This window comes from Scytonema hofmannii PCC 7110, assembly GCF_000346485.2.
Lineage (GTDB): Bacteria > Cyanobacteriota > Cyanobacteriia > Cyanobacteriales > Nostocaceae > Scytonema > Scytonema hofmannii.
Window position 1 is genome coordinate 1,752,944 of sequence record NZ_KQ976354.1, and the last position, 24,758, is coordinate 1,777,701.

Genomic DNA, 24,758 nt, shown 5'->3' on the forward strand with positions numbered 1-24,758 from the left:
TCTAGTCACTGGTCACTGGTCACTGGTCACTGGTCACTGGTGACTGACTTCGATTCCTACCTCTCCTGCTGTACATTCACCAATAACCGCAGAAAACCCATATCCCTCAGCTACGAGTTGTTCTAAAATACCAGGAGCGCTTTCTGGTGCTACAGAAAGCAACAAACCGCCACTAGTTTGAGGATCTGCTAGCAGTAAAGTTTCCCATTGAGCCAAGGAATCACTTAACCCCACTTGCTTAATTTCAGACTGATAGCTGTCCCAGTTGCGTTGTGCAGCACCTGGAAAAATACCTTGCGATGCTAAAGCTTTAGCTTCTGGTAAAATTGGAATCTGAGAAAATGAGATTTTTGCTCCTATTTCACTACCTCGGCAAATCTCTAGTAAATGACCCAGCAGCCCAAATCCCGTAATATCAGTCATGGCGTGAACATCAGGATGAGTTGCTAAAGTTGCTCCCACTTTATTTAACTGTGTCATTACCTTGAGAACTGATTCGTAAGCATCTGGTGTCAATTGACCTTTTTTCAGCGCTGTCGTCATGACTCCAATCCCCAAAGGCTTCGTCAAAATGAGCTTGTCTTTTGGTTTTGCAGTTGCATTTCGTCGCACAGACATTGGATGAACTAATCCAGCAGCAACCAAACCGAAAATTGGTTCCGGGGAATCAATAGAATGCCCGCCTGCAAGAGGAATCCCCGCTTCCTGACAAACAGCTGCCCCACCCAACATAATACCTCGAATTGCTTCCATCGGTAGAGTGTTGATTGGCATGCCTAACACTGCTAAGGCTAAAATTGGCTTTCCACCCATGGCGTAGACATCAGACAAAGCGTTTGTCGCTGCAATTCGTCCAAAATCTACTGGCTCATCAACAATGGGCATGAAAAAATCTGTTGTCAATACTAGGGCTTGGTTATCATTTAGTTGATAAACTGCTGCATCATCACTCGTTTGAGTCCCTACTAGCAGTTGCTCCAACCCTTGATTTAAGGGAACTTGGCGTAAGATTTCCTGCAATTGGGCAGGAGCAATCTTGCAGCCACAGCCACCACCATGAGAGTACTGAGTGAGGCGAATCATAACTAAACACTTTATGTTTTTTTAGGTTGAACCACTTATTAATATAATGCTAACTTAGCTTGAGAAACCCGGTATCTTCCAGATACCGGGTTTCTTTCTCTCACGATGGATTGAAATGCGATCGCAAATTTTACTTATCGCACTGGTCATCTCAAATCATATTAAGACCTGTAATAGCACTGCTCAATCCACATCCGCATTTCTTCTTCAGAACCAAAACAAGCCGAACGTCCTGTTACTGGGTCATAAGCATGCCAAGAAAAAACTTGTCCTTTGCGGTCTAACTCCTGCCAGACTTGTAATTCAGTAGCTCGAACCAGCCACGTTACTATTTGTTGCCAAGTTTTCTCGATCGCTGGCAATATTTGTTTAGAAAAATTAATACTTTTCATATCTATACCCTGAGAGAAGTAAGAACCATTACTTCTACTTTCTCGCGGGAATTTTTAGTAGAGAAGGTACAGTTTTACCGATTTGGACTAGAACAGTTGTCAAGATGTAGAACTGTTCTAGTAAAAATTGATGAAACTGTACTAGAACGAGAAAGAAAAAATCACTTATATTACAAGTAATAGTAATGTTGTAGTCTTTCAACAATGCACCATTATGAAGATTTGGTTGGAACGGGAATCAGCTAAACCCATTTATTTGCAAATACGCGATCGCATCAGTCGTCTGATCAAATCTGGTGTACTTCAACCAGGCGATCGTCTTCCTTCCATCCGCTCGCTAGCGGAAAGTTTGCAAGTCAATAAACTCACGATTATTGAGGCTTATAACGTTTTAGAGGCAGATGGAATTATTTCCGCCCGTCAGGGTTCGGGGTACTTTGTGAATTGTGTCAATCGTTCCTCTGCCAACTTAAAATCAACATTTGCGCCCGTGCAAAATGTCATCATTCCAGAGCAGGGCAGAAGCAGTTTTTTTGATATGTATACGGCTACAGTAGAAGCCCAGGCGCAGCCAGGAATAGTTAACTTTGGTTGTGGTTTTCCTCATCCACCAAAAGATATAGATTTAATTGCAAGACGAGCATTAAGACAAACTCCTGATGGCTTATTCAAATATGACTTGCCTCAAGGACAGCTTACCCTTCGCAGGCAAATTGCTCAGATGCTAATACAGCAAGGAATGGAGGTGACAGCAGAAGATTTAATCGTTACCAATGGTTCAGAGCAAGGGCTATCATTAGCGTTGCACTATTATTTACAGCCAGGAGATTGGGTAATTGTAGAAACTCCCACTTATTTTGGCGCTCTTGCGAGTTTGGAAAACTTGGGAGCTAAAATCATCGGTATTCCCATGACTGCTCAAGGAATGAATTTAGATTTACTGGAGAAATATCTCAAGAGCCATCGTCCAAAACTCATATATACAATTAGTGCTCTGCACAATCCCACAGGAATTACAACAACACAAGCACACCGACAAGAATTGCTAGCGTTAGCAGAGAAATATGAGTGTCCAATTTTAGAAGATAACGCTTATGAAGGATTGACTTTTGAATCGGCTCCTGCACCAATCAAAGCTTTTGATAAACAGGATTTAGTTATATATTTAGGAACATTTTCTAAAACTTTAATGCCTGGATTAAGAGTCGGTTACATGGTTGTGACAGGCAAGCATTTTCATAATATTCTGGAACGAAAGTTACTTCATGACCTTCATACGTCCACTATTTCTCAAGCAATTGTTAGCGAATATTTGGCTTCAGGACATCTCCGCCGTCACCTCAATCGACTGCGGACAGAAAACCTCCACACTCGCGATGCTATGCTAGCAGCATTAGAGCGTTATTTTCCCCAAGAAGCCAGGTGGACAGTACCCAAGGGAGGGTTATTTCTCTGGGTACAATTGCCAGAACATACTCCCATTCAAACAATACGCATTGAAGCTTTATCTCAAAACGTCCTAGTTCCCTGTCATTCGGTGTTTTTTCCAGATAGGAAAGGGTATCCAGCTATGCGGTTAACTTTTACTCCTTCTCCAGAAGAAATTGAGCAAGGTATCTCTGTTTTGGGTAAATTATTGAAGAAATATCTTTGTGCAAAAATTGCCAGTTGATTTAAGGGCATCTCTAAAACCAAAGGATAGTTAAATTGAATGCTTTGGGTTGACGCTTTCGGAAGTATAACAGCAGCACTCACCCGATCGCACAGTATGTTTACACAGCTTTGCCTAGTTCAATTAGCGCTCAGAGTCTTCTCAATACGACGGTCTGGAATGAGCCACAAGACCGCAACCAGAACGTACAACCCACAAGCCAACCAAGAGTTGACAAAGGAAAGTAGAATTGCTAGTGCATAGAGTACTACTGATACTTTTCCCTTAAAGTCTTCACCGACTGCAGTGGCTAGAGCAGAATCTTTTCCGTGGTGAGCAATAAGAGATCGGGTCAGGACGAAGTAGGCGACGGCAGCAAGCAGTAAGACAACTCCATAAAGAGCAACAGGCAAGGCAGCAAAATGGTTTTCGCCCATCCATCCAGTGACAAAAGGAATGAGCGATAACCAGAACAGCAAATGTAGGTTAGCCCATAGAATACGACCATTAACGTGACGGACTGCCTGTAACAGATGGTGGTGATTGTTCCAATAGATGCCGAGATAAATAAAACTCAGCACGTAGCTCAGAAATATTGGAATCAGAGGACGCAACGCTGCCCAACTTTCTCCGTGCGGAATCTTCAATTCCAGCACCATAATGGTGATGATAATAGCAATCACTCCATCGCTGAATGCTTCTAATCTCCCTTTCCCCATTGATGTACCCCCTCTTTTTCAGCTAACTTTACAATAAATTATGTCACTGCTTGGAATAAGCAGTTTGATCTCTTTTGGAAATTTGGGTACGTAGTTTGTAGGGTGCGATGGGATGGGATTGACGAGGTGCGATCGCGCTACCTGCTACTAGGCACTACTTTATACTTGACTTTTAAAAAAACATTAATTTTTATTTAATTTTGTAAAAGCTATTTTTTATACACTATTTTTACTAGAAGAGCAGAGCCTCAGCCAGTAGATTTGGTTTGCGCTTGCTAACAAAAAGTTCAATATTCCATAAAACAAGGGAATTCAATGACAACTCCAATCAAACTCACACCAATTGGTACGTATGCTACGGGGATTTTTGACGAAGGAGCTGCTGAGATTCCAGCTTACGATCCCAGTTCGCAACGCCTTTTTGTGGTTAATGCTGATAGTGTCACAGTGGATGTCTTGGATTTGAGCAATCCGAGCAATCCGACTAAACTCTTTTCAATTGATGCGAAGGCTTTTGGTGGCTCTGCTAATAGTGTTGCTGTAAAGAATGGTATTGTCGCAATTGCTATTGAGAGCGACAATACGCAAGAACCTGGAAAAGCCGTTTTTGTAGATGTTAATGGTAACTTTTTGAATGCCGTCACTGTCGGGGCTTTACCTGATATGTTGACTTTTACTCCTGACGGTAAAAAGGTGTTGGTTGCTAATGAAGGCGAACCTAATGATGACTACACTGTTGACCCAGAAGGTTCTGTCAGTATTATCGATATTTCTTGTGGAGTCGAAAATCTCACTCAAGATAATGTGACAACGGCTGACTTTCAAGCATTCAACAGCAAAGTCCATGAGTTGAGAAGTGCAGGTGTTCGCATCTTCGGACCTAATGCTTCAGTGGCTCAAGATTTAGAGCCAGAATATATTGCTATTTCTCCAGATTCCACAACGGCTTGGGTTACGCTGCAAGAAAATAATGCCATAGCCGTTGTAGATGTAGAAAGTGGTGCTGTCACTGACATTGTGCCTCTTGGCTTTAAAGACCATAATACTTTTTCCTCGCTCCAAACCTTCTTTTTTGATGAAGCTAGCTTACCTGTTACAGATGTCCCCATTGGCTTGGGACTGGTTAGTGTGAACAACGCTCTTGATGCTAGCGATCGCGATGGAGCTATTAACATCCGCAACTGGCCGATCAATGGTATGTATCAACCTGATGGTATAACCTCATTTGAAATTCACGGTCAGACCTATCTCATCACTGCCAATGAAGGAGATGCGCGTGATTATGATGGTTTTAGCGAACAAAAGCGGGTAAAAGACCTCAAACTTGACCCAACAGCCTTCCCCAACGCAAAAGCCCTACAAGAAGATAAAGCTTTGGGACGCTTGTACGTTACCAGTACTTTGGGAGATACTGATGGCGATGGCGATTATGATGAGCTTTACAGCTTTGGAGGTCGGTCTTTCTCCATTTGGGATACTCAGGGAAAACTTGTTTACGACAGTGGAGATGAATTTGAGCGCATCACAGCGCAACTCTTTCCCGAAGAGTTTAACTCTAATAATACTAGCAATGACACCTTTGATAACCGCAGTGATGACAAAGGACCGGAACCAGAGGGAGTTGTTACAGGAGTTGTAGGGGATAATACTTACGCTTTCATAGGTTTAGAGCGGATTGGTGGTGTTATGGTTTACGACATCTCCAAGCCAACCAGTCCCAGCTTTGTACAGTACATCAACACCCGTGACTTCAGCGTTCAGTTTGACGTTGATGAAGATGGAGATCCCGATCCAACGACAGAACAAGTCATAGCAGCTGGTGATTTGGGACCAGAAGGATTAGCTTTTGTCTCTGCTAACAACAGCCCTAATGGGAAGCCTTTGTTAGTCGTAGCAAATGAGGTGAGTGGTTCTACAACTATCTTTGAAATTGATCCTCTGCATTCACAAGCAGTTTTCTCAAACTCTGTTTTCCCATGTCACACAGGGTATGTTGTGAACCAAGATGGTGTTTCACCTTCAGTGGATCGTTTTTCTTTTGGGCAGTTATATCCCAATCCATTACAGTTAAATACAGGCATTGGTTCTGAGAGCGAGTTGGCGATCGCAAGTGGAATTTATAACGAAATCCCACTTACTTAGGTAACGGTGGTGCGATCGTATTTTCTTCTAGGTGCGATCGTGCCACTTATTGTAACAACAGCATCCATTCCACAAGCACTGATACCATTATTGCTCAATCCGACATCGCGTGTATAACTCTATATGTCCTCTAATAGCAGCTTAACTTTACCTGAGGCTTGCCCATTTACCGCTACTTAAATCTTGTAATGGAGGTAAATCTATTACAGCTTGTTCAAACTTGGGAGTTTCTGCAAAAATATCTTCTAAAGTCAATAAGTGAATTTTCAATTTATCGATATTTGGGAATTGTTCCAACCGTGATTGAAAACCAGATGTGTAGCCAGCGCCTGCTAACATCACACCAATATCAGCTTCATATTTTGTCAAGTACCTCCAAAACTCTGCTACTAATGAAGCATCTAGCAAATTTTTAGACAATTTCGATTGAAAATAAACCCTTTGCCCGTTAATTTCTCCTTCTCCATCTATTCCTCCATCTGCTCCTGCTTTACCTGGCTTTAATCCAAGATAAGCAGCAAACCGACGCCCAAGATCTTGTTTAACAGCTGGCTCGCAGTATACGATTCCCTGCACTAAGGCATCAATTTCTAAGTAATCCATTATTTTTTTCTTTTTCTATTTATTTTTAGTTAATTGGTCATATCGTCGCGCCTCTGCCCATAACTCAGCTGCTAAAAGCATCACTTGTGTTGTTATGGGAAGATATGCAAGAGTAACTTTGAGTTCGTCAAGTCGTCGGATACCAGCTACTTTGTTAACCCGGAGCAATTCGCGTCTAACTTCGTAGTCAGCAATTTCAGGCAACATTACTATGTATCCTCTCGAGTCAAGAGAATTAAACCAAAGTTTGCACTCCTGATATACAGGAGATATAGCTTTAGGAGTTGTCACCATTCCTAAAAGACCAGAATCTAGCAATACTATTCTGCTCATGGAATGGTTTATATTGATACAGGATCTTCTTCTAGTGCTTTACGGAGGAATTCTGCCGTTTCGGTTTGTTCCTGTTCGTCTCCTTCTTCTTGCCATTTTCTCAGCAGTTCGCTTAAAGCTTTCTGTCGTGCCGCTTTCAGTACTGGATCGGGGTTTTTTATTTCATCCATAGCTTTAGCCCAAGCATCTGATGATGCTGGCTTTTTAGCCAGACTCTCACCATATAGACGAATTATCTGAAGTAAGTTTGTCCAGTATTCTTTAGGAATTTTTTCAATTTCAAGTACTAGCGAATCTATTGATTGTTGGCTATAGTTACTACCTAAATTATGCTCAGACATAATTACCTCTTTTCTCTAAATTTTACTCTAATCTAACAATTTACAGATTCCAAGGGATTGGTCACCTGAGTGCTTCCAACAAACACAGTCGCACCACTGCTGAGACTGAAATTTACACAGGTATTAACAATCGCCCTTGCAAATTCTTCAATGGTTGGGAATTTTCAACAAAAGTTTTGACGGAAAGACTAAGGATGTTGGAATCAATGGGGATTCTCTATCGCCACTATGAGCCAACTATTCCCCCACAAGTTACCTATGGTCTTACCGAACGAGGAAAAGAACTAACCAAAGCCCTGGCTCCTTTATATAAACATACCTTACAAGCACCGGGTTATACCTCTGGTACACAGCCATGAATCTTACAGCATTGGCACAAAAAAAGAAGTTTCTGACATTGTTATTGAAATTATTGTTACCAGTGGCACTATTGACAGAAGACAATTATACAAACCCAAGCAAGTAAGAGAAGTTTGGTTCTGGAAATCTGACACCATTAGAATATTTCGTTTAAATTCCTCTGGGGAATATGAGTCCGTCGAGCGTAGCAGTTTCTTCCCAGATTTAGACCCAAATATATTACTGCCATATATCGCTATACCTGACCAGTATGATGCTGTTCAGGCATTTGAGCAATTTTTGCGATCTCAACGTCCTTGAGTTGATTTACTCCCCTAAAATTTCGGATTTTTGCGATCGTAAAGTTTTTAAACGATTGCACTTTGTACCAGCTCGATGGTTTATTTATCATAGGGACATCCCCTCTTAAAGGCACCCACCAACTATATTAGGAGGCATCCGTGTCCCAAACACCTGTAAAAATGACGGTTGAGGAGTATCTAACCTACGATGACGGTACAGACAAGCGTTACGAACTGGAAAACGGGGTATTAATAGAAATGCCTCCTGGTACTGGTAAACATGAAGCAATTATCACTTTTCTCGTCGTTCGCTTCTTTTTGGAAAAGGAACGTTTGGGATTAACATTAGAACCGCGTTCCAATGGTGTCGAGGTCATGACTAATTCACAAATTAGGCGTCCTGATGTATTAGTCATGACTCAACAACAAGCTATTTCCATTGAAAATAAATCGGCTGTTCTGAAAACTGCACCCCCACTCATTGTTGAAGTTGTCTCTCCTGAATCTATTGACCGGGATTACAATACTAAAAAATTAGAGTACGCAACCTTTGGTGTTAATGAATATTGGATTGTCGATCCATTAGAAGACAAAGTAACAGTCTGTTTACTAGCTGGTTCGGCTTACAAGCAAACAGTATTTACTGGCGAGCAAACAATTGTATCGCTGACGCTCCCGCAACTTAATGTAACTGCTCAAAAAATCTTAGCACCATCACTTTAATATACAAAAATTGAAATCAATCTTGCAATATTTGCATGAATGATGCGATAAGCCCGATACTGAACGGAAGACAGCCCTAGTTTCCGAGCAACTCGTTGTAATTCGCTGGCTTTATCTGGCATTGGCAATTACTAGACCGACATCATTGGGTAGAGAACGCCCTTGTTCTTCGTATTCTTCCTCGATCGTGTCAAAAACAAAAACAAGCTCAGCACGAGCTTCATCTAAAGTTTATCCCTAAGCATGACAGTTAGGAATTGCTGGGAGATAGGAGCATCTTCAGCTTGGAGGAAGGCAATCGCTTTTTCAGAGTTTCCTGCTAGAAAGTCAATCATTGCTTTGGGATAGAACTTCTTTTCGTTCTCAAAGGCTGTTAATTACTCCCTGAAAGTTTGGCGATCGCATCCCTAGACCGTTGCTGAAACTCATCTGACATCTGTGGTGTCCATTGTGACTGAGAAATTGACTGCGTGTTGCCAAAGAGCAGGCTCAGCAAGCAAACAATTGTGGCGCGATTGAGGTACTTAAGGTACGATTTTTTCACGAGGGAGAGACATTCCTTTGAAACTGAGCGACCACCAAACCAGATGGGTGAACTGAGCGCACTCGAACCAAGTGAAGGTGAAGGCGAGGTAGGCAATTGCTACTGCCTCTATGCCACGATAGGGCGATTTAACGATCTGCCACAGACAAAATCCTAACAGGGCAAGATAGGGTAGCATTCCCAGTAAGCCTACAGATAGATTTGTATCTAAAATCAGATTGTGTGCTTTCACTGTAGGTAGTGGTGCTGTCATGAGTTGTCCGTCCTTGTCTTGGTACTCGAAGGTAAAGTCTCCCAAACGAGTTACTTTTACTAGCTTTTTGCGGTACTGTACCTCCGGGTAAGCGACACCAAAACCATCCATACCCCATCCGAGTAAGGGACGCTTATTGATACCATGCTGTGATACCTCCCATAGGTGAACTCGGTCGGATGTGATTTGTTTGATAACTGGTAGTTTGTCAAGATGTCTGGTAGTCGTGGTGATGCCAACTACCACCAGACATGCCAGTACCGATGGGACTAATAGCTTGTAATGCGATCGTCCTAAAAGATAAGCAGTTGCTACCATCAAGGCTAATAATCCTGCCCGAGTTTGGGTCAGCAGTAGGGCAGGGATAATGAGGACACTGGCTATAGCAGCACACCGAGTGCTTATCCACTGCCACTGCCAACCCACAAGTGTCATGACTGCCGTTACTGATAGGACAAATGACGCATGACCCCTATGAGAGTACAAACCGATTGGCTGTTGGTTTTGGAAAATGCTACTGGCTAAGATATTCTCCTTGAGAAGTTGTCCTGATGTGGCAGTGTAGTCGATTTTCCAGTTAATGGCTTGGGGGAAAATACTGATGGCAAGGACGACGCCACCAATGATTAGCCCTTGGAGTTGCGATCGCCCTAGTTCTGGATGCAGTCTGAGTAGTAGAGTATTGCTGAGGGTGAAGATGGCAATCAGTACCCAGTAGAGCAACCCATCACCCATCTGTTCTTGACCGAGTAGCGATCGTAAAGGGAAGGGACTCGTAAGAGTTGAGATGAGTCCAACACCGAGAAATATCTCCCACAAGAGTTTGCTGAATTTCCAAGTTCGGGGAATCTTGAGTTGAAACCTTTCTTCCCATAGGATTAAGAAGTTGAATATGCACGTGAGAAGGATGACGAGTACTTTTGGTTGAGTCCAAATTTCCCCTCGCATCGTACCCCACGGATTTATCAGAATGATGCTGAAGGAAAACAGCAAAGTGTAAAGGTGGTTCACGACTGCTTGTCTTTACGAATTTTCATGGCTTTGACTACACCCCATGCTGCAATTGCCAGCAGCCCCAGTGCAGATGTGGATTCAGGGACAGAGATCGGAGATTCAGAATCGTCATAGCTGATATTTGCCACGTCCAAATTGCTGCTGTCGAAAAGTGACAACTTTTGGTCTTCATTCTCGTTATCAACAACTCTGTAACTGCATCCACCGCCACCGCTACTGGGGTTACAAGAAGGTGGTGGTGGGGGAGGTGGCAGTGGACATTCGCTATCAACACTTGTATTTGGGCACGAACGACGACGAACTGTATTTTTCCACCCCCACCTGATTCCATTGTAAATTGTAACAGTCCTTTTATTGCTTCCTGGAGGCGTAGTTTCTTGAACTAAGTAGAGTTGTGCATTGAAGTAAGTGTTTCTACGAGCATTGCTAATACCACCAGCATATGGTCGATCCATAAAAAAGTCTTCGCCTGCAAAACGGTAGCCTGAATAGTCATAATAAGGAGTGCTTTTTCTTCCACTATTATCGACAAAAGGAATACCAGATATGATAGGCACGCCAGGATTAGCTTTGCCGTAGTTAGCTTGCACCACCTGAATCCAGTGGAGTTTGCCCTGTCCTGGTTGGGGATCGTTAGGCTCTGGATTGTACTTTAAGTGAAAAAGAGAGCCAACTCCACGGTAAATACCTGTAGGAATGTCACTTATGGGCGTACTAGCTCCACCACACGCATCTCCAAGATTGCAAGCCTGATAAGTGACAATCTCAAAACTACCTTTTAAATCGTTTTTTGCAGGCTGAAAGTTCCATCCAAAAAAGCCTAGTTCAGACGTAAGAGACCAGAGACGAAGTGTTGTATTAAACGAAAACGTCCCACCTCGTGGAAGAAGTCCATACCATAAACTCTTATCTATTACCGTTGTGGCATCTTGACTGGGACTTACTTGAGCAAAAGACTGTTCTCTATAAAACTCAACATCAGAAGGATTTGAGGGTGTAATGGTAAACGCTACACCCGTTCCATCTGTTAATGCAATCATTAATGTGGATGCAAAAAAAACTAAAGAATATTGTCGCAGTAACATTTTCAGTGGCTCCTTATATGTTTTAGCTCTCAATGTGAGATTAGTCTTTTGGAAAATCAAAATCTAGCTTCACTTTACAGATGGACTAAATGTAAATCCACAAATGGAGTTGTTACTTGACCCGTCCAGAGTCCTTCTATTAACTTTGTATCTGTACTCACAGAACCGTACATTGTTACCATTGCCTTTAGATTGTTATACGTAAACCGGAACTGATAATTACCAAGCTTAAAAGGTTGAAAAATCCATTTACCACCTTCTCCGCTATCCATGCTAAGTCCAAGCCTTTCGCCCCAAATCCAAAAGATTTCTGCATTAGGAAAGAAGGTCACACTTTCTCCAGGTATGACAAAAGGAAAATCAGATTCTAAGGGCGCTGTGGGGCTAATACAGCCCCCTTCCAAGGAAATTGGATTATCTGGACTATTTACACTCACAATTTCTGGAAACAAGGTGAAATACAAGCTAAATCGAAGAGGAGTTGGGGTGTTATTAGTAATACGAATACCAATCTTTACAGAATATCTAGGGGAAAAATATCCAGGTGGTATTGGTAATAAAGGTTGTAATACGCACAGCAGTTTCTGCACCAAGGTTCTTTTTGGTACGTTCAACACTGGCTCCAGCACTATAGTTTCAAAACGGACGCCATCTACTTCAACAGCATTGTTATCATTCGATATACTTGATGTCATATTAACTACCCTCTCAATAACTATTACTTTTGGTTGAGTCCAGATTTCCCCGCGCATCGTACCTCAAGGGTTGATGAGAATTATGCTGAGGGAAAACAATAGGGTGTAAAGGTGGTTCACGACTGCTTGTCTTTACGAATTTTTAGGGCTTTCATTACACCCCATGCTGCAAGTGCTAGCAGTCCCATTACGGATGTGGATTCAGGGACCGAGAGGTGAGATGCGGACTTGTTATCTTTATCTGATAGAAGTTTTTGGTCTTTAGTTGAGTTAACAGCAGAGGTTCTTAAGCAACCGCCGCCACCGCTACCACCGTTGCAAGGAGGTGGCGGTGGGTCTTGCTCTTTATAACCCTTAATATTTTTCCATCCCCATTGGATGCCGTCGTAAATGACCACTTTTTTCTGACGACTCGAAGGTGGTGTTGTTTCCTTAACGAAGTAAAGCTGCGCCTCAAAGTAATTGTTATTTGCCAAGACACCTGGATATTCATCTCCATCGACATAAGGCATATCTCTAAAAAGTGTTGGAGTGACTGCTAATGACACCTCGTCAGCGTAAGGAGTATCTCTTTGGAGAAAATTGTCAACAAACCAAATATTAGGTATGAAAAAAGGATTCCCGAACACACCCGCATAACTAGCTCTTGCTACTTGAATCCAGTGAGTCTTTTCTCCTGGAGGAGGGACTGTAGGCGCTGGATCGTACCTCAAACGAAAATTAGCTCCTATTCCATTTGTACTAGGCTCAAAATTCCGATCATATGGACGTTCACCACCACAAACGTCTTCGTAACCACAAGCGAGATAATCCTCAACAATAAAACTACCTGTTAATGCTTGTTGGGATGGCTGAAAATCCCAACCAAAAAGACCACGCTCAGAAAAGAGTGACCAGATGGTAAGCGTAGTCGAAAATGATCGTGAGCCACCTAATGGAAGAGGTTGTGTCCATAACCTTGTATCTACTTCTACTGTATTACGAAATGGAGGAGAAATGCTAGGAGGTGTTGGATAATCTGAGCTTTGCCTCCAGTATTGTGTAGCACCAGGTTGGCTAGGTATAATTTTCATGGCAAAACTTTCTTGAATCGTTGCAATAATTGTTAAAGACCATACAAGCAAAGTTATGGAGTATTTCAAAGATTTCATTGTTGGTGTCCTATATATTTCTCAGTTTAAAAAACAGATATTTGACAAATTTAGAAACAAATAGCGAAGAAAATCATGTCGCTTTATTTTCATTTTATGGTTCGACAAGAGTCAATTGGACAGAAGGTAGAGTTACCCAACCTGTCCAAACTTTTTCTAATACTTCCTTCTCTAAATGAGTTGCACTTTCAGGTATTTTATATGTAACTTGAAGATGATAAAATTGGTTTGCTGTGAGTTCGCCAAAATTAAAGTAAGAATCGTTTCCAGTAAATTGTTGACGAGTTTTCCTTGGAAATGCTATTTGAAGAACATTTTTGTTCCTCCATGAAATTACCCCATTTAGACTAAAAAATGCACTTTTTCCTGATTGAACCGAATAATCAGTTAGTAGTTTTGGCTTTCCAGGGCTTATTTTTTCAGGAAGAATTTGTATTGCTCTGTTCTCATCATCTGTTAGATACATATCTATAGAACTTGGTTGATAAAAACGAAGTGAGTTGGAAGTATTGTTGATAACTTGGATACCTAGCTTGACATCAGTTTTATTTCCTGTTTGTCTATTTGGGATGGTTAAAACCGATTCAGGCATCTCTATTTTGAATCTGACTCCATCGACTTCGATAGCGCGATTGTCAGTGGATAAGGGTTGAACCAGACGAAGATTGAGCCAGGGGGTTGCTAGCATTCTTGAACTGATATCCCCCACGGTTATCGAGCGATTAATATTAGATTCATCAGACAATGTATTTTCATCGTAGGTATTCAAAATCCATCGAAGTTGGTAATTTTCTGCTTCTAGCCCATCAAAACACCAGAAAGATGTGGGGTGAAAAGAATTGGGTGAGAACATTGGAATAGTAGGAATTTTTAGCCGGAGAATATTGTGCTCCCAAAGAAACTTTGCCGGGAAATCAAAGCCGGAAGAGCAATTAGGTGGAATTTGAAAAAAAACGGCTTCCCGACCCTGATTTCGCTGAAGCAAAGTGTTTTGCTGGTTATTCGTAAAATCCGCATCAGTCACTAAACGTCTTTGTATGATTTGTCCATCTAGTGTCAAGAGTTCTGGAAGAATCGGTTGCAAAGGATGCAAACGAAAGCGAGTTGAAGTCTTGTTAAAGATACTCACACTCAATCGAATCGGCGTATTTATCCCCATCTCATTTTGTGGGATGGGATAAGCAACCTTATTAGGAAAAAGTACTCTGGGAGGTCTGTGAATGTCTAAACTGATACTATTTGATTCAGAAGATGTCATATTGGTCACCCTATTAATTGCTGTATCTTCACACATTAGCTAATTTTTTGAAGCTGAAGCTAGTACAGCTTGGCACAAGCAAACATACCCATTAAAGGTTACGAAAATTAGATGGTTTGCTTGTGTCCTTAACGGTTGGCATATTTCCGCCAATCTGTACTAGTACTTTATTACCCAAGCATCAACCTTACCTGCATTACTACCTCCCAATGCACCCCTAGTAATTCCTGTAATGTAGACATTGCCAGCAGTATCGATCGCAATATCCCTAGAAATATCATCATCAGAAGAGCCTACTTGATCGATAGATAGCTGATTACCATTAAAATCGTATTTTGCTATCCAAGCATCAATGTTTCCGCTATTACTTTTACCTAAAACAGCATCAGTGTAACCTGTAATATAGACGTAGCCAGCATTATCTACGGCGATATCATTGGAGACATCTAAGCCAGAAGTACCCAATTTTCTACTCCAAGTTAAGTTCCCGTTACTGCTGTACTTAGCTATCCAAGCATCTACAATCTCAGCACTATTTCCTCCTAAGCCACCTTCAGAACCTCCAGTGATATAAACATTTCCATTGTTATCTACAGAAACACCAAATGAGTAATCTCTGGCACTTGTACCCAATTGTTTCGCCCAACTCAGAGAACCATTGGTGTCATACTTTGCTACCCAGCTATCAAAATTTCCGAAATTATTTCCTCCTAATGCGCCCTGAGTTCCTCCGGTAATGTATACGTTACCAGCGTTATCTACTGTGATGCTATCGGAAATATCGAAGCTAGTAGTACCTAATTTTTTGTTCCAAAACAGATTTCCGTTACTGTCATATTTTGTTAGTAAAATATCAACATCATCAGCACTACTTCCTTCTGTTCCTCCAGTCACATAGACATTGCCTACTTTGTCTACGGTCAGACCAAAAGAAACAAAATAGCCGTTCATGCCCAATTCTTGTGTCCAAGTGAAATTTCCGTTGGTGTCATATCTAGTTAACCAAACATTATTTGTAGGATTACTGCTTCCAGAAGGATTACCTCCTTCAACAACAATGTAAATATTTCCGTAACTATCGACACTTATGTTACGAGAGTTGTCATTACTACTAGTACCGATCTGTTTTTTCCACGACAATGTTCCGTTAGGAGTGTATTTAGCTAACCAACTATCTAGACCTCCAGCATTTGTTCCTCCCAATGAACCTTCAGTATATCCCGTAATATAGACATTGCCAGCACTATCAACGGCAACACTATAGGAGGAGTCATCACCCGTAGTACCTAACTGTCGAATCCACTTTGAATTTAAAGTATGAGATTCTACTGGCGCAGTCGTGCTCTCAATGCTGAGATTGTAGAAGGTGCTTGCCCCACTCTCGCCAGGATAGACACGGATGTAGTAAGTGCCTGCACCTAGAGTTCTGCTGATAGATTCAGCCGCCGTGTCACCGTTAGTTGAACTAGCGATCGCATTCCCATTGCTATCAAGCAATTGTACATCAGCATTCCCACTTAAACCGTTCATGGCAAGATTTAAGTTCCTAGTAGTGTCGAGGCTGAAACGGTAGTAATCGTTGGTATCAGCACTACCCACCCAATCAGTATAAGTGCTAGTAGTAGAATTTACGGCGATTTGACGTGCATTATTGAGGGTATTTCCAGCGTAGTCATTGGGTGTAATAGACGCGCTTAAATTGTAGTTAGTGTTAGCACTACTATAGGGATAGACTTGGATGTAGTAAGTACCCGCACTTAAAGTTCTACTAATAGCTTCAGCAGTGGTACCACCCGCAGCAGAACTAGCAATGACTTCGCCGCTATCGATGACCCCATTGCTATTGCTATCCCAAATTAATTGCACATCAGCATCAGCTACCAGACCATTGAGGGTAAGATTAAAACTGCTAGTTTGACTGAGGTTGAAACGGTAAAAATCGTTAGTGTCAGTGCTACCCACCCAATCACTGTAGGTGCTAGCTGTGGAATTTAGGGTGATTTGACGTGCATTGTTGAGGGTATTCCCAGCATAATCGTTAATTGTTGCTGACATGCTCAAGTTGTAGTTGGTGTTAGCACCACCATAGGGATAGACTCGAACGTAGTAGATGCCTGTGTCTAGACTGTAGCTGATAAATTCAGTCGCAGTGCCACTACTAGTTGAACTAGTCAGCACGTTACCACTGCTGTTGAGCAATTGCACATCAGCATTTTCAGTTAAACCGTTTAATACCAGATTGACACTGCTATTAGCGCTAAGGCTGAAACGGTAGTAGTCATCAGTATCAGATGAACCCACCCAATCACTGTAAGTGCTGGCTGTGGAATTTAGGGTGATTTGACGTGCATTGTTGAGGGTATTCCCAGCATAATCGTTAATTGTTGCTGACACGCTCAAGTTGTAGTTGGTGTTAGCACCGTTGTATGGATAGACTTGGATATAGTAAGTGCCTGCATCTAGAGTACGGCTGATAGATTCAGCAGTGATGCCACCCGCAGCAGAACTAGCAAGTGTGTTGCCACTACTGTCAAGCAACTGCACGTCTGCATCAGCGACTAGACCGTTGAGGGCAAGATTGAAACTGCTACTATTGCTGAGACTGAAGCGGTAGAAATCGTTGAGATCGGACGAACCTACCCAATCTGTGAACGTTTGTGTAGTAGGAGTGATATTGAACTCCCTAGCTGACATTAATGTGTTACCAGCTCCATCAATAGTCATAAATATTCCTTTTTCTAAATATTCGGTGTATTTTCCTCTCAAGGAATTGAAAGTAACTTTCTTGAGTTGGATTTTTACAACTCTCTCAAATCAATGAAATATTCTAAGTTCGACTGATATTAGAAAGTAGTGTCTTTTCAAGGGACAACTCTTCAGGCAAAACAAAATTGGCGATTTAATAAGATTAGAACCGCTACTCAACAACCTATAAGATGATTTGTTGCAGTCGGAAGGACACTCCAGGTTCAGGAGGTACAAACCTTTGCCTCATATTACCAAGGCAGCAACAACGATATTTTCTCAAATGTCAGGCAGTCTCGCTCAAGAGAAGCTTGTTTAGTAGCTATCAGAAATCTTCCAAGAAATAGCAGAATGGGTAGATGCATAAGTATTTAATGCTATGTGAAACTATGTGCGATTCCGAGAGAAGTCAAAGAATGTTTTTGACTTGATAATCAATTCTTTGCTATTTTTCTATTTTTAGTAAATCCCAAAATTTACTGAATTGATAAAATCAGTAGAAGAGGGAATTCTTGATGAAGATTTCTTGAAACTTTATAAAGTTAATTTAAAGGAGTTGGTGGAGGCGGTTTGCTTACGAAATCAGGAGAGAAATTTATAGAGAGCATAATTCTACTTCATTTTTACTTTTATGACTTAATAAGATGAAATTCTACAAAAGGCATAGCTATCCACCCAGTCCAAACTTTTTCTAATACCTGTGACTCTAAGTTTCTTGCTTGATCGGGAACGCAGTATATGATTTGAAGTTGATATGTTGCACCTACTTTGAGGTCAGAAAAATAATCAAAGCCATTACCTCCACTAAATCGGTGGCGAGTTTTATTAGGAATTGCAAGTTGAATCTGAACTTCAGGACTTAAGTGGAAACCGCGTTGATTATCAGAAGACTGTCGTCTGAGAGTCAAGTTTTTGTCAAAAAACCATGTTTCTTGTATATTTGTGCCTAGGTCTTCTTTATAACCCCAAAGAAGCATTGATTCTAAATTCAAAAATGCACTTTTTCCTGGTTTAATTGAATAATATTCAGGTTCCTTACTTCTCCATCTTCCTGGTGGATCGCTTTGAGAATTTATTTCTTTACTGTCGTCTCCTATTAAAATTGCTTCTATTGAAGCTTTTTGATAAAAGCGAAAAGTCATGGATGTCTTATTCGTAATATAAATACCCAGATTTACAAGCGTTTCTGATTTAGTGATTTGAAAAGTAGAACTTGGCATTTCTATCTTGAATGTGATTCCATTCACCTCAATTGTATGCTCGTCAGTAGATAATGGCTGAACTAAACGAATATTTAGCCACTGTGTTGATAAGATTCCTGAATGATTTTCCTGTAGAGTTCCTTCTTGTATGATATTATATTTACCAGATAATGTAGTTTCAGAGTCGATATCCAAGATAAATCTCATCTGATAGTTTTTGGCTTCAAGTGCATCAAAACACCAGAACGACTCGAAGTTAACAGGACTAACAAGCTTGTTGTCAGGAACAGTAGGAATTTTTAGCTTTAGGGAGTTATTTTGCCAAAAAAGCTTTGCAGTCCAAGAAAAAATTGTAGATCCGTTAGGTCTGATTCTCCACAATTCAAAGTCTTTCTTCTGATTACCTTTAATTGGTATGTTTGGCGGAGTATTAGTAATAAGTTCTTCAGTAACTAAATGTCCTTGTATTATTTGTCCATTTAATGTCAAAAGCTCTGGAATAAAAGGTTGGTCGGGGTTAAGATAAAGGAAATTTGAAGTGTTGTGGGCGATACGCATATGCAATTTAATGGGAGTATTGACCCCAGGCTGATTTTTTGGAATGGGATAAACCCTGCAAGGAAAGAGTGTTTGGGAGGGTGTCGTAATTTCTATGTGTATATTGTTCGGTTGAGAAGATGTCATGTCAGTAACTCTGTTAGCAGCAACAACAATATTTTCTCAAATATCAGGTAGTCTCGCTCAAGAGAAGCTTGTTCAGTAGCTATCAGAAATCTTTCAAAAAATAGTTGCCGTTCTCGCAACTTAATGTAACTCCTCAAAAACTTATGGCATCATCATTTTAATATAAAAAAATGAAATCAATCTTGCAATCTTTGCATGAATAATGTGATAATCTGAGGACTGAAGATAGCCGTATTACTTATTCTTCTTGAAGCGATCGCGCCAATTAGCGTAACTGGTTAAATTCTTCCTCTGTAATACCTAATTGTTTAAGCTTGTTCTTCGTATTCTTCCTTAATCATGTCAAAAACAAAAACAAGTTCAGCACGAGCTGCATCCGGAGTTTCTCCCCAAGCATGACAGCCAGAAATTGCTAGCAGATAGGCGACAAAAGTACCATTATCATCAGGACGTATAACAATAGTATAGTTTTGTAGAGATTTCATAATACCTAAGCTATAAAAAAGCAGATTATCTTAATTTATCAAATAACTAAATTTATCTGCGTCCATCTGCGTTCATCTGCGGTTAATTATTCTTTCTTCGTGTTTTCATGGTGGGCAATGCCCACCCAAAATAAACTACTTTTTCCCTGCAGTCGGCATACCCAAAATATCCTCAATCCTTGGCATCTGTTCCAACGCAATTACCCTTCCTTCATCCTCAAAACCAGCAATTTGGTCGAAATTCAAATACCGATACAAATCATCAGCAAAAGGATGAATCTTACTCGCCACAATATCCAAATATTCCTGCACAGTAGGAATCCTTCCCAACAGCGCACAAACTGCAGCCAATTCCGCAGAACCGAGATAAACTCGTGCATCTTTACCCATGCGGTTATTGAAGTTGCGGGTAGAAGTAGAAAACACTGTCACGCCATCAGCAACTCGCGCCTGATTACCCATGCACAAACTGCAACCGGGTATTTCTGTCCGCGCACCTGCAGCACCAAAAATACCATAAACACCTTCTTCTTTCAGTTGGTGTTCGTCCATGCGAGTTGGTGGAGAAACCCACAAACGAGTTTTCACTGCACCTGCACCATCCAACACCTTAGCCATTGCGCGATAATGACCGATATTCGTCATACAAGAACCAAGGAACACTTCTTGTATTGGGTCATTAGCCACTTCCGATAATAATTTCACATTATCGGGGTCATTGGGCGCAGCCACAATAGGTTCTTTGATTTCGTTCAGATCGATTTCGATAATTTCCGCGTATTCTGCATCAGCATCCGCTTCTAACAATACCGGATTTGCCAACCACTCCTCCATCTTAGCAACACGCCGCATAATGGTACGGGCATCTTGATAACCTCGTGCTACCATGTTCTTCAACAGCGCTACGTTGGAACGCAGATATTCTGAAATTGTCTCAACACTCAACTTGATAGTACAACCCCCACAAGAACGTTCGGCACTTGCATCAGTCAGTTCAAACGCTTGCTCAACTTTCAAATCTGGCAAACCTTCCATCTCCAGAATCCGCCCAGCAAAGACATTTTTCTTGTTCTTCTTCTCTACTGTGAGCAAACCTTTCTGAATCGCTACGTAGGGAATGGCATTCACTATATCCCTCAAAGTAATACCAGGTTGCAACTCTCCTTTAAACCTTACCAACACAGATTCTGGCATATCCAAAGGCATGACACCCAAAGCCGCTGCAAACGCCACCAATCCAGAACCACCAGGGAAGGAAATACCTAGGGGGAATCGCGTATGGGAGTCTCCACCAGTTCCGACAGTATCTGGTAACAGCATCCGATTTAACCAGGAATGGATGATACCATCACCGGGACGTAAAGCGACACCAGCACGAGAGGCGAAAAAGTCAGGCAATTCCTTATGAGTTTTGATATCAACTGGTTTGGGATACGCTGCTGTATGACAGAAACTCTGGATTGTCAAGTCAGCAGAAAAACCCAGACAAGCGAGTTCTTTCAATTCATCGCGAGTCATCGGTCCTGTAGTATCCTGAGAACCAACAGTTGTCATGATGGGTTCGCAGGATGTACCGGGACGAACTCCAGGTAAACCGCAAGCTTTACCTACCATTTTCTGTGCCAACGTATAACCTTTACCCGTGTCAGTCGGTTGCTGGGGACGGGTAAAGACTGTGCTGGGTTCTAAACCAAGAGCAAGTCTGGTTTTGTCCGTGAGGGTACGTCCGATGAGTAAGGGAATGCGTCCACCAGCACGGACTTCATCAAGAATTGTGTCGGGTTTGAGGGTGAAGGTGGAAATAACTTCGCCGTCTTCGTTGGTGATTTCTCCTCTATGGGGATAGATTGTAATTACCATCCCGGTTTCCATCTTGGTGACATCACACTGGATGGGTAAAGCACCAGCGTCTTCTGCAGTGTTAAAGAAAATGGGTGCGATCGTACTACCTAAAATATACCCACCCGATCGCTTGTTGGGTATGTAAGGAATATCATGCCCAATGTGCCATAACACAGAGTTAATTGCCGATTTGCGGGAGGAACCAGTCCCTACCACATCCCCGACATAAGCTACGGGAAAACCTTTTGTCTTTAACTCAGCAATGGTTTGCAGTGAACCAGGCATTCTACTTTCCAGCATTGCCAAAGCGTGTAGGGGAATATCGGGACGTGTGGTAGCCTGGGTTGCAGGAGACAAGTCGTCAGTATTTGTCTCGCCTGGTACTTTGAAGACAGTCACGTTGATGAATTCTGGTACTATCGGACGAGAAGTAAACCATTCAGCTTCTACCCAAGAGTCAATAACCTGTTTGGCGAAAGGATTGGTTTTGGATAATTCTAGAATATCGTGGAAGGCATCATACACCAAAAGGGTTTTGCTCAATGCCTCTGCTGCATAGGCGGCTATCGGTTCCTTTCCTTGCCCTTTCATCATTAGGGGTGTTTCAGAAGAATCCGATAGGGATGTACTTGGAGTTTGCAGGAGTTCGATTAACGATTGGACGTTGTAACCACCCACCATTGTACCCAACCATTGCACTGCAGCAATCGGTGAAATCAAGGGGCTACTGACTTCCTTTTTGGCAATGGCAGTGAGAAACCCTGCTTTGACATAGGCTGCAGGATCGACCCCAGGAGAAATGCGATCGCTCAACAAGTGTAGTAATGTCTCTTCTTCACCCGCAGGAGGATTTTTTAGTAATTCACATAGTTCAGATGTTTGTTTTGCATCTAATGGTAAGGGGGGGATTCCGAGGGCGGCTCTTTCTGTAACGTGTCTGCGGTATGATTCTAACATTCTGCTCTCCAGATATTCAAATGAGGGGGGCGGGGGTCAGGGGTCAGGCGGAATTCTCTTGTCCCTAACTCCTAATCCCTAACCCCTCTTAACAATTATCGCGGAATTCCCCATTCTCTTATAATTATCACGCTCATAGTGCGTTTACGAGTCAAGCTGTTTTAAGATAAATCTTTTTTTTGCTTTTCTTAATTGGGTTTCTGCCTATTCATAGGATAAAATATTTAACTTGTCTATTGCCAGATCGCTGATAATTCTTTATGCCCAAAACACACACAGTTGAAATTATCTACCAAGGCAAAACTCATACTTTGCAAGTTCCCGAAAATGAAACCATCCTATCAGTCGCTGATGCTGCTAGTTTAGAGTTGCCAAGTTCCTGTCATGCAGGAGTTTGCACGACTTGTGCAGCCCAAATTATTTCCGGAACTGTGGATCAAACTGATGGCATGGGCGTTAGTCCAGACCTTCAAAAACAGGGCTATGTATTGCTTTGTGTTGCTTATCCTCGCTCTGATTTGAAAATTGAAACTGAGAAAGAGGATATAGTTTATCAGTTGCAATTTGGTAAATAATAAAAAATGTGGTACGACGCATCTGTAGGATTATACAGACGCCTATAGCCCCTCCGTACATAAGTTAGGAAGAACACGATGACTACTCATTTTATTACTGCAGAAATTGATTTACAAGAAACTCCCACCGAACTGCAAAAAGCGATTGAAGCAGAACTAAAAAAACAGGGAGAACCCCTCCGTTGGGCTATCACCTCAGTAGACGTTAAAAAGCAAACCTGCTCTGTTGAAGCTGTTGTAACTAATGGATAGTGGTTAGTAGTTAGGGACTTCCAAATAAAGAAATATCCCAGAATTTCTTGTGGTGCGGGCGTCCCCGCCCGCCACTCATACACCCCCCCCCCCCCCCCCCGCCACTCATACAGGACGGGGGGGGGACATCCATCTCACAATATAGGATAAATTATTTCCTAGCAATCCCTTAGTAGTTAATAGTTAACCACTAACAACTCACGATGACAGGCGAGACGCTCGTCCTACACCACTAACAACTAACAACTTTCGTGAATTTATATACATCCATTTTAATTGTACCAACTGGCATTGGGGCATCCATTGGGGGTTATGCAGGAGATGCATTGCCAGTTGCAAAAGCTGTCGCTAGGGTTTGCGATCGCTTGATTACTCACCCAAATGTTCTCAATGGAGCCAACCTGTACTGGAATTTACCCAACGCTCTTTACGTAGAAGGTTACGGGCTTGACAAATTTGCTGCTGGCGAGTGGGGACTACGCCCAGTCTATCAAAATCGAATAGGTTTGATTTTAGACCAAGGCATTGAACCAGAGTTACAGTTGCGGCACTTGCAAGCAGCAGATGCAGCTAGAGCTACACTAGGATTATCTTTGACAGACTATGTTATAACTGATGCACACTTAGAAGTACAATTACAGATATCGGCATCGGGGGCAAGTTGGGGAACAATCGGTAACCCAGATAGCCTGTTACGAGCAGCAGAAATATTAATTGAAAAAGCAGGGGCGGAAGCGATCGCAGTGGTTGCGCGTTTTCCCGATAACATAGATGAGGAAATAGAACAAAAGTACCGCCAAGGGCAAGGAATTGATCCCATCGCAGGTGCAGAAGCAGTCATTAGTCATTTAATCGTCAGAACTTTTCAGATCCCTTGTGCCCATTCCCCCGCTTTTTTGCCTCCTCCCCTCGATCCCAATTTATCTCCCCGTTCTGCGGCTGAAGAATTGGGTTATACTTTTTTAACAAGCGTGCTTGTTGGTTTGAGTCGCGCACCCCAATTTCTGATTGGGGGAAGTCATCAATTGACCGAATCTAAGACCAAAATAAAAACAGGAGACATCTGGGTTAATCAAGTCGATGCGGCAATTGTACCCGCAACTGCTTGTGGTAGTAGCGCTTTACTGAGTTTAAGCCGCAGTCGGCGATGCCAAATCGTGACGGTGGAGGACAATCAAACTCAGATACAAGTACCACCCCAACCTTTGGGGATAAAATCAATACAGGTAAATTCATATCTAGAGGCAATAGGTGTATTGGTCGCGCACCAAGCGGGGATCGATCCATCTACCCTCAGTTCAGAAATATCCCAATTACGATTATTAAAATATGAAAGTTAAATCATGAATTGTTAAGCATTCAGGACTAACATCAAATTAGAATTCACA

The 24,758-nt window shown here is 41.9% G+C and carries 26 protein-coding genes; 8 read left to right on the forward strand and 18 right to left on the reverse strand.

Annotation, left to right across the window (positions count from 1 at the left end):
- Positions 1-33: 33 nt before the first annotated feature.
- Positions 34-1,083, reverse strand: coding sequence for a selenide, water dikinase SelD (gene selD, locus WA1_RS07460; protein WP_017749405.1), 1,050 nt, complete (start codon positions 1,081-1,083; stop codon positions 34-36).
- A gap of 161 nt (positions 1,084-1,244) precedes the next feature.
- Positions 1,245-1,475, reverse strand: coding sequence for a hypothetical protein (locus tag WA1_RS07465; RefSeq protein WP_017749404.1), 231 nt, complete (start codon positions 1,473-1,475; stop codon positions 1,245-1,247).
- Positions 1,476-1,689: 214 nt separating this feature from the next.
- Here WA1_RS07465 and WA1_RS07470 point away from each other — a divergent pair, with 214 nt between their 5' ends.
- Positions 1,690-3,147 carry an aminotransferase-like domain-containing protein gene (locus tag WA1_RS07470; protein WP_017749403.1) on the forward strand — a complete coding sequence of 486 codons (1,458 nt, stop codon included), beginning with the start codon at positions 1,690-1,692 and terminating at the stop codon, positions 3,145-3,147.
- Between the two features lie 119 nt (positions 3,148-3,266).
- Here WA1_RS07470 and WA1_RS07475 read toward each other — a convergent pair whose 3' ends face one another.
- On the reverse strand, positions 3,267-3,845 hold the full coding sequence (locus WA1_RS07475; RefSeq protein ID WP_017749402.1) for a TMEM175 family protein: 579 nt from the start codon (positions 3,843-3,845) through the stop codon (positions 3,267-3,269).
- Positions 3,846-4,160: 315 nt separating this feature from the next.
- Between WA1_RS07475 and WA1_RS07480 the strand changes: the two genes are divergently transcribed.
- Entirely contained in the window at positions 4,161-5,987 is a 1,827-nt protein-coding gene (locus WA1_RS07480; RefSeq protein ID WP_017749401.1) for a choice-of-anchor I family protein, read from the forward strand.
- Positions 5,988-6,134: 147 nt separating this feature from the next.
- Here the strand turns inward: WA1_RS07480 and WA1_RS07485 are convergent, their stop codons facing one another.
- From WA1_RS07485 to WA1_RS07495, 3 genes are read right to left on the reverse strand one after another with little or no spacing between them, the layout of a single operon-like run.
- Positions 6,135-6,590, reverse strand: a complete 456-nt coding sequence (locus WA1_RS07485) for a restriction endonuclease (protein WP_017749400.1) — start codon at positions 6,588-6,590, stop codon at positions 6,135-6,137.
- 15 nt (positions 6,591-6,605) lie between these two features.
- A complete protein-coding gene (locus WA1_RS07490; protein WP_017749399.1) occupies positions 6,606-6,923 on the reverse strand; it encodes a PIN domain-containing protein in 318 nt (105 codons plus the stop codon).
- Positions 6,924-6,931: 8 nt separating this feature from the next.
- Positions 6,932-7,264, reverse strand: a complete 333-nt coding sequence (locus tag WA1_RS07495; RefSeq protein ID WP_017749398.1) for a hypothetical protein — start codon at positions 7,262-7,264, stop codon at positions 6,932-6,934.
- A 194-nt stretch (positions 7,265-7,458) separates the two neighbouring features.
- Here WA1_RS07495 and WA1_RS59505 point away from each other — a divergent pair, with 194 nt between their 5' ends.
- Together WA1_RS59505 and WA1_RS59510 are read left to right on the forward strand one after the other, a co-directional pair.
- Positions 7,459-7,623 carry a winged helix-turn-helix transcriptional regulator gene (locus tag WA1_RS59505; protein WP_017749397.1) on the forward strand — a complete coding sequence of 55 codons (165 nt, stop codon included), beginning with the start codon at positions 7,459-7,461 and terminating at the stop codon, positions 7,621-7,623.
- A 70-nt stretch (positions 7,624-7,693) separates the two neighbouring features.
- Positions 7,694-7,924 (forward strand): Uma2 family endonuclease, encoded by a 231-nt coding sequence (locus tag WA1_RS59510; RefSeq protein WP_272819416.1) that lies wholly within the window; start codon positions 7,694-7,696, stop codon positions 7,922-7,924.
- Here the strand turns inward: WA1_RS59510 and WA1_RS56740 are convergent.
- Positions 7,860-8,015: a hypothetical protein gene (locus WA1_RS56740; protein ID WP_017749395.1), complete on the reverse strand. Its 156-nt coding sequence runs from the start codon at positions 8,013-8,015 to the stop codon at positions 7,860-7,862. The genes WA1_RS59510 and WA1_RS56740 overlap by 65 nt on opposite strands.
- A gap of 49 nt (positions 8,016-8,064) precedes the next feature.
- Here WA1_RS56740 and WA1_RS07505 point away from each other — a divergent pair, with 49 nt between their 5' ends.
- Entirely contained in the window at positions 8,065-8,628 is a 564-nt protein-coding gene (locus WA1_RS07505; RefSeq protein ID WP_026135307.1) for a Uma2 family endonuclease, read from the forward strand.
- Here the strand turns inward: WA1_RS07505 and WA1_RS59515 are convergent.
- From WA1_RS59515 to acnB, 11 genes are all read right to left on the reverse strand, one after another.
- Positions 8,625-8,750: a hypothetical protein gene (locus tag WA1_RS59515; RefSeq protein ID WP_017749393.1), complete on the reverse strand. Its 126-nt coding sequence runs from the start codon at positions 8,748-8,750 to the stop codon at positions 8,625-8,627. The two genes, WA1_RS07505 and WA1_RS59515, sit on opposite strands and share 4 nt — an antisense overlap.
- A gap of 251 nt (positions 8,751-9,001) precedes the next feature.
- Positions 9,002-9,172, reverse strand: a complete 171-nt coding sequence (locus WA1_RS58045) for a hypothetical protein (protein WP_169886871.1) — start codon at positions 9,170-9,172, stop codon at positions 9,002-9,004.
- Positions 9,153-10,436 carry an O-antigen ligase family protein gene (locus WA1_RS07510; protein ID WP_017749391.1) on the reverse strand — a complete coding sequence of 428 codons (1,284 nt, stop codon included), beginning with the start codon at positions 10,434-10,436 and terminating at the stop codon, positions 9,153-9,155. Before WA1_RS07510 ends, WA1_RS58045 begins: the two co-directional genes overlap by 20 nt.
- Positions 10,433-11,524 (reverse strand): hypothetical protein, encoded by a 1,092-nt coding sequence (locus WA1_RS07515; protein WP_017749390.1) that lies wholly within the window; start codon positions 11,522-11,524, stop codon positions 10,433-10,435. The genes WA1_RS07510 and WA1_RS07515 overlap by 4 nt, the downstream gene beginning before the upstream one ends.
- A gap of 74 nt (positions 11,525-11,598) precedes the next feature.
- Entirely contained in the window at positions 11,599-12,219 is a 621-nt protein-coding gene (locus WA1_RS07520) for a hypothetical protein (RefSeq protein ID WP_148662649.1), read from the reverse strand.
- A 116-nt stretch (positions 12,220-12,335) separates the two neighbouring features.
- Complete coding sequence (locus WA1_RS07525; RefSeq protein ID WP_017749388.1) at positions 12,336-13,370, reverse strand: hypothetical protein; 1,035 nt, start codon at positions 13,368-13,370, stop codon at positions 12,336-12,338.
- A gap of 94 nt (positions 13,371-13,464) precedes the next feature.
- A complete protein-coding gene (locus WA1_RS07530; protein ID WP_017749387.1) occupies positions 13,465-14,628 on the reverse strand; it encodes a hypothetical protein in 1,164 nt (387 codons plus the stop codon).
- 159 nt (positions 14,629-14,787) lie between these two features.
- Positions 14,788-17,352 (reverse strand): SBBP repeat-containing protein, encoded by a 2,565-nt coding sequence (locus tag WA1_RS07535; protein ID WP_017749386.1) that lies wholly within the window; start codon positions 17,350-17,352, stop codon positions 14,788-14,790.
- A 650-nt stretch (positions 17,353-18,002) separates the two neighbouring features.
- Positions 18,003-19,259, reverse strand: coding sequence for a hypothetical protein (locus tag WA1_RS07540; RefSeq protein ID WP_017749385.1), 1,257 nt, complete (start codon positions 19,257-19,259; stop codon positions 18,003-18,005).
- A gap of 308 nt (positions 19,260-19,567) precedes the next feature.
- Positions 19,568-19,744, reverse strand: coding sequence for a type II toxin-antitoxin system HicB family antitoxin (locus tag WA1_RS52405; RefSeq protein ID WP_017749383.1), 177 nt, complete (start codon positions 19,742-19,744; stop codon positions 19,568-19,570).
- A 135-nt stretch (positions 19,745-19,879) separates the two neighbouring features.
- Positions 19,880-22,543 (reverse strand): bifunctional aconitate hydratase 2/2-methylisocitrate dehydratase, encoded by a 2,664-nt coding sequence (gene acnB / locus WA1_RS07545; RefSeq protein WP_017749382.1) that lies wholly within the window; start codon positions 22,541-22,543, stop codon positions 19,880-19,882.
- 260 nt (positions 22,544-22,803) lie between these two features.
- Between acnB and WA1_RS07550 the strand changes: the two genes are divergently transcribed.
- The 3 genes from WA1_RS07550 (at position 22,804) to WA1_RS07555 (ending at position 24,710) form a co-directional block, all read left to right on the forward strand.
- Entirely contained in the window at positions 22,804-23,118 is a 315-nt protein-coding gene (locus tag WA1_RS07550) for a 2Fe-2S iron-sulfur cluster-binding protein (protein ID WP_017749381.1), read from the forward strand.
- Between the two features lie 78 nt (positions 23,119-23,196).
- Positions 23,197-23,370, forward strand: coding sequence for a hypothetical protein (locus WA1_RS58050; RefSeq protein ID WP_017749380.1), 174 nt, complete (start codon positions 23,197-23,199; stop codon positions 23,368-23,370).
- Between the two features lie 251 nt (positions 23,371-23,621).
- Complete coding sequence (locus tag WA1_RS07555; protein ID WP_017749379.1) at positions 23,622-24,710, forward strand: DUF3326 domain-containing protein; 1,089 nt, start codon at positions 23,622-23,624, stop codon at positions 24,708-24,710.
- The last annotated feature ends 48 nt before the right edge of the window (positions 24,711-24,758 follow it).

Bases quoted from the DNA above. Each gene is read 5' to 3' on its own strand.
- WA1_RS07480 (WP_017749401.1), top strand. From the start codon at position 4,161: ATGACAACTCCAATCAAACTCACACCAATTGGTACGTATGCTACGGGG.
- WA1_RS07515 (WP_017749390.1), bottom strand. From the start codon at position 11,524: ATGTTACTGCGACAATATTCTTTAGTTTTTTTTGCATCCACATTAATG.
- acnB (WP_017749382.1), bottom strand. From the start codon at position 22,543: ATGTTAGAATCATACCGCAGACACGTTACAGAAAGAGCCGCCCTCGGA.
- WA1_RS07535 (WP_017749386.1), bottom strand. From the start codon at position 17,352: ATGACTATTGATGGAGCTGGTAACACATTAATGTCAGCTAGGGAGTTC.
- WA1_RS07525 (WP_017749388.1), bottom strand. From the start codon at position 13,370: ATGAAATCTTTGAAATACTCCATAACTTTGCTTGTATGGTCTTTAACA.
- WA1_RS07530 (WP_017749387.1), bottom strand. From the start codon at position 14,628: ATGACATCTTCTGAATCAAATAGTATCAGTTTAGACATTCACAGACCT.
- WA1_RS52405 (WP_017749383.1), bottom strand. From the start codon at position 19,744: ATGAAATCTCTACAAAACTATACTATTGTTATACGTCCTGATGATAAT.
- WA1_RS56740 (WP_017749395.1), bottom strand. From the start codon at position 8,015: ATGATAAATAAACCATCGAGCTGGTACAAAGTGCAATCGTTTAAAAAC.
- WA1_RS07490 (WP_017749399.1), bottom strand. From the start codon at position 6,923: ATGAGCAGAATAGTATTGCTAGATTCTGGTCTTTTAGGAATGGTGACA.
- WA1_RS07550 (WP_017749381.1), top strand. From the start codon at position 22,804: ATGCCCAAAACACACACAGTTGAAATTATCTACCAAGGCAAAACTCAT.
- WA1_RS07465 (WP_017749404.1), bottom strand. From the start codon at position 1,475: ATGAAAAGTATTAATTTTTCTAAACAAATATTGCCAGCGATCGAGAAA.
- WA1_RS59515 (WP_017749393.1), bottom strand. From the start codon at position 8,750: ATGCCAGATAAAGCCAGCGAATTACAACGAGTTGCTCGGAAACTAGGG.
- WA1_RS58050 (WP_017749380.1), top strand. From the start codon at position 23,197: ATGACTACTCATTTTATTACTGCAGAAATTGATTTACAAGAAACTCCC.
- WA1_RS07540 (WP_017749385.1), bottom strand. From the start codon at position 19,259: ATGACATCTTCTCAACCGAACAATATACACATAGAAATTACGACACCC.
- selD (WP_017749405.1), bottom strand. From the start codon at position 1,083: ATGATTCGCCTCACTCAGTACTCTCATGGTGGTGGCTGTGGCTGCAAG.
- WA1_RS59505 (WP_017749397.1), top strand. From the start codon at position 7,459: ATGTTGGAATCAATGGGGATTCTCTATCGCCACTATGAGCCAACTATT.
- WA1_RS07470 (WP_017749403.1), top strand. From the start codon at position 1,690: ATGAAGATTTGGTTGGAACGGGAATCAGCTAAACCCATTTATTTGCAA.
- WA1_RS07520 (WP_148662649.1), bottom strand. From the start codon at position 12,219: ATGACATCAAGTATATCGAATGATAACAATGCTGTTGAAGTAGATGGC.
- WA1_RS07475 (WP_017749402.1), bottom strand. From the start codon at position 3,845: ATGGGGAAAGGGAGATTAGAAGCATTCAGCGATGGAGTGATTGCTATT.
- WA1_RS07495 (WP_017749398.1), bottom strand. From the start codon at position 7,264: ATGTCTGAGCATAATTTAGGTAGTAACTATAGCCAACAATCAATAGAT.
- WA1_RS07485 (WP_017749400.1), bottom strand. From the start codon at position 6,590: ATGGATTACTTAGAAATTGATGCCTTAGTGCAGGGAATCGTATACTGC.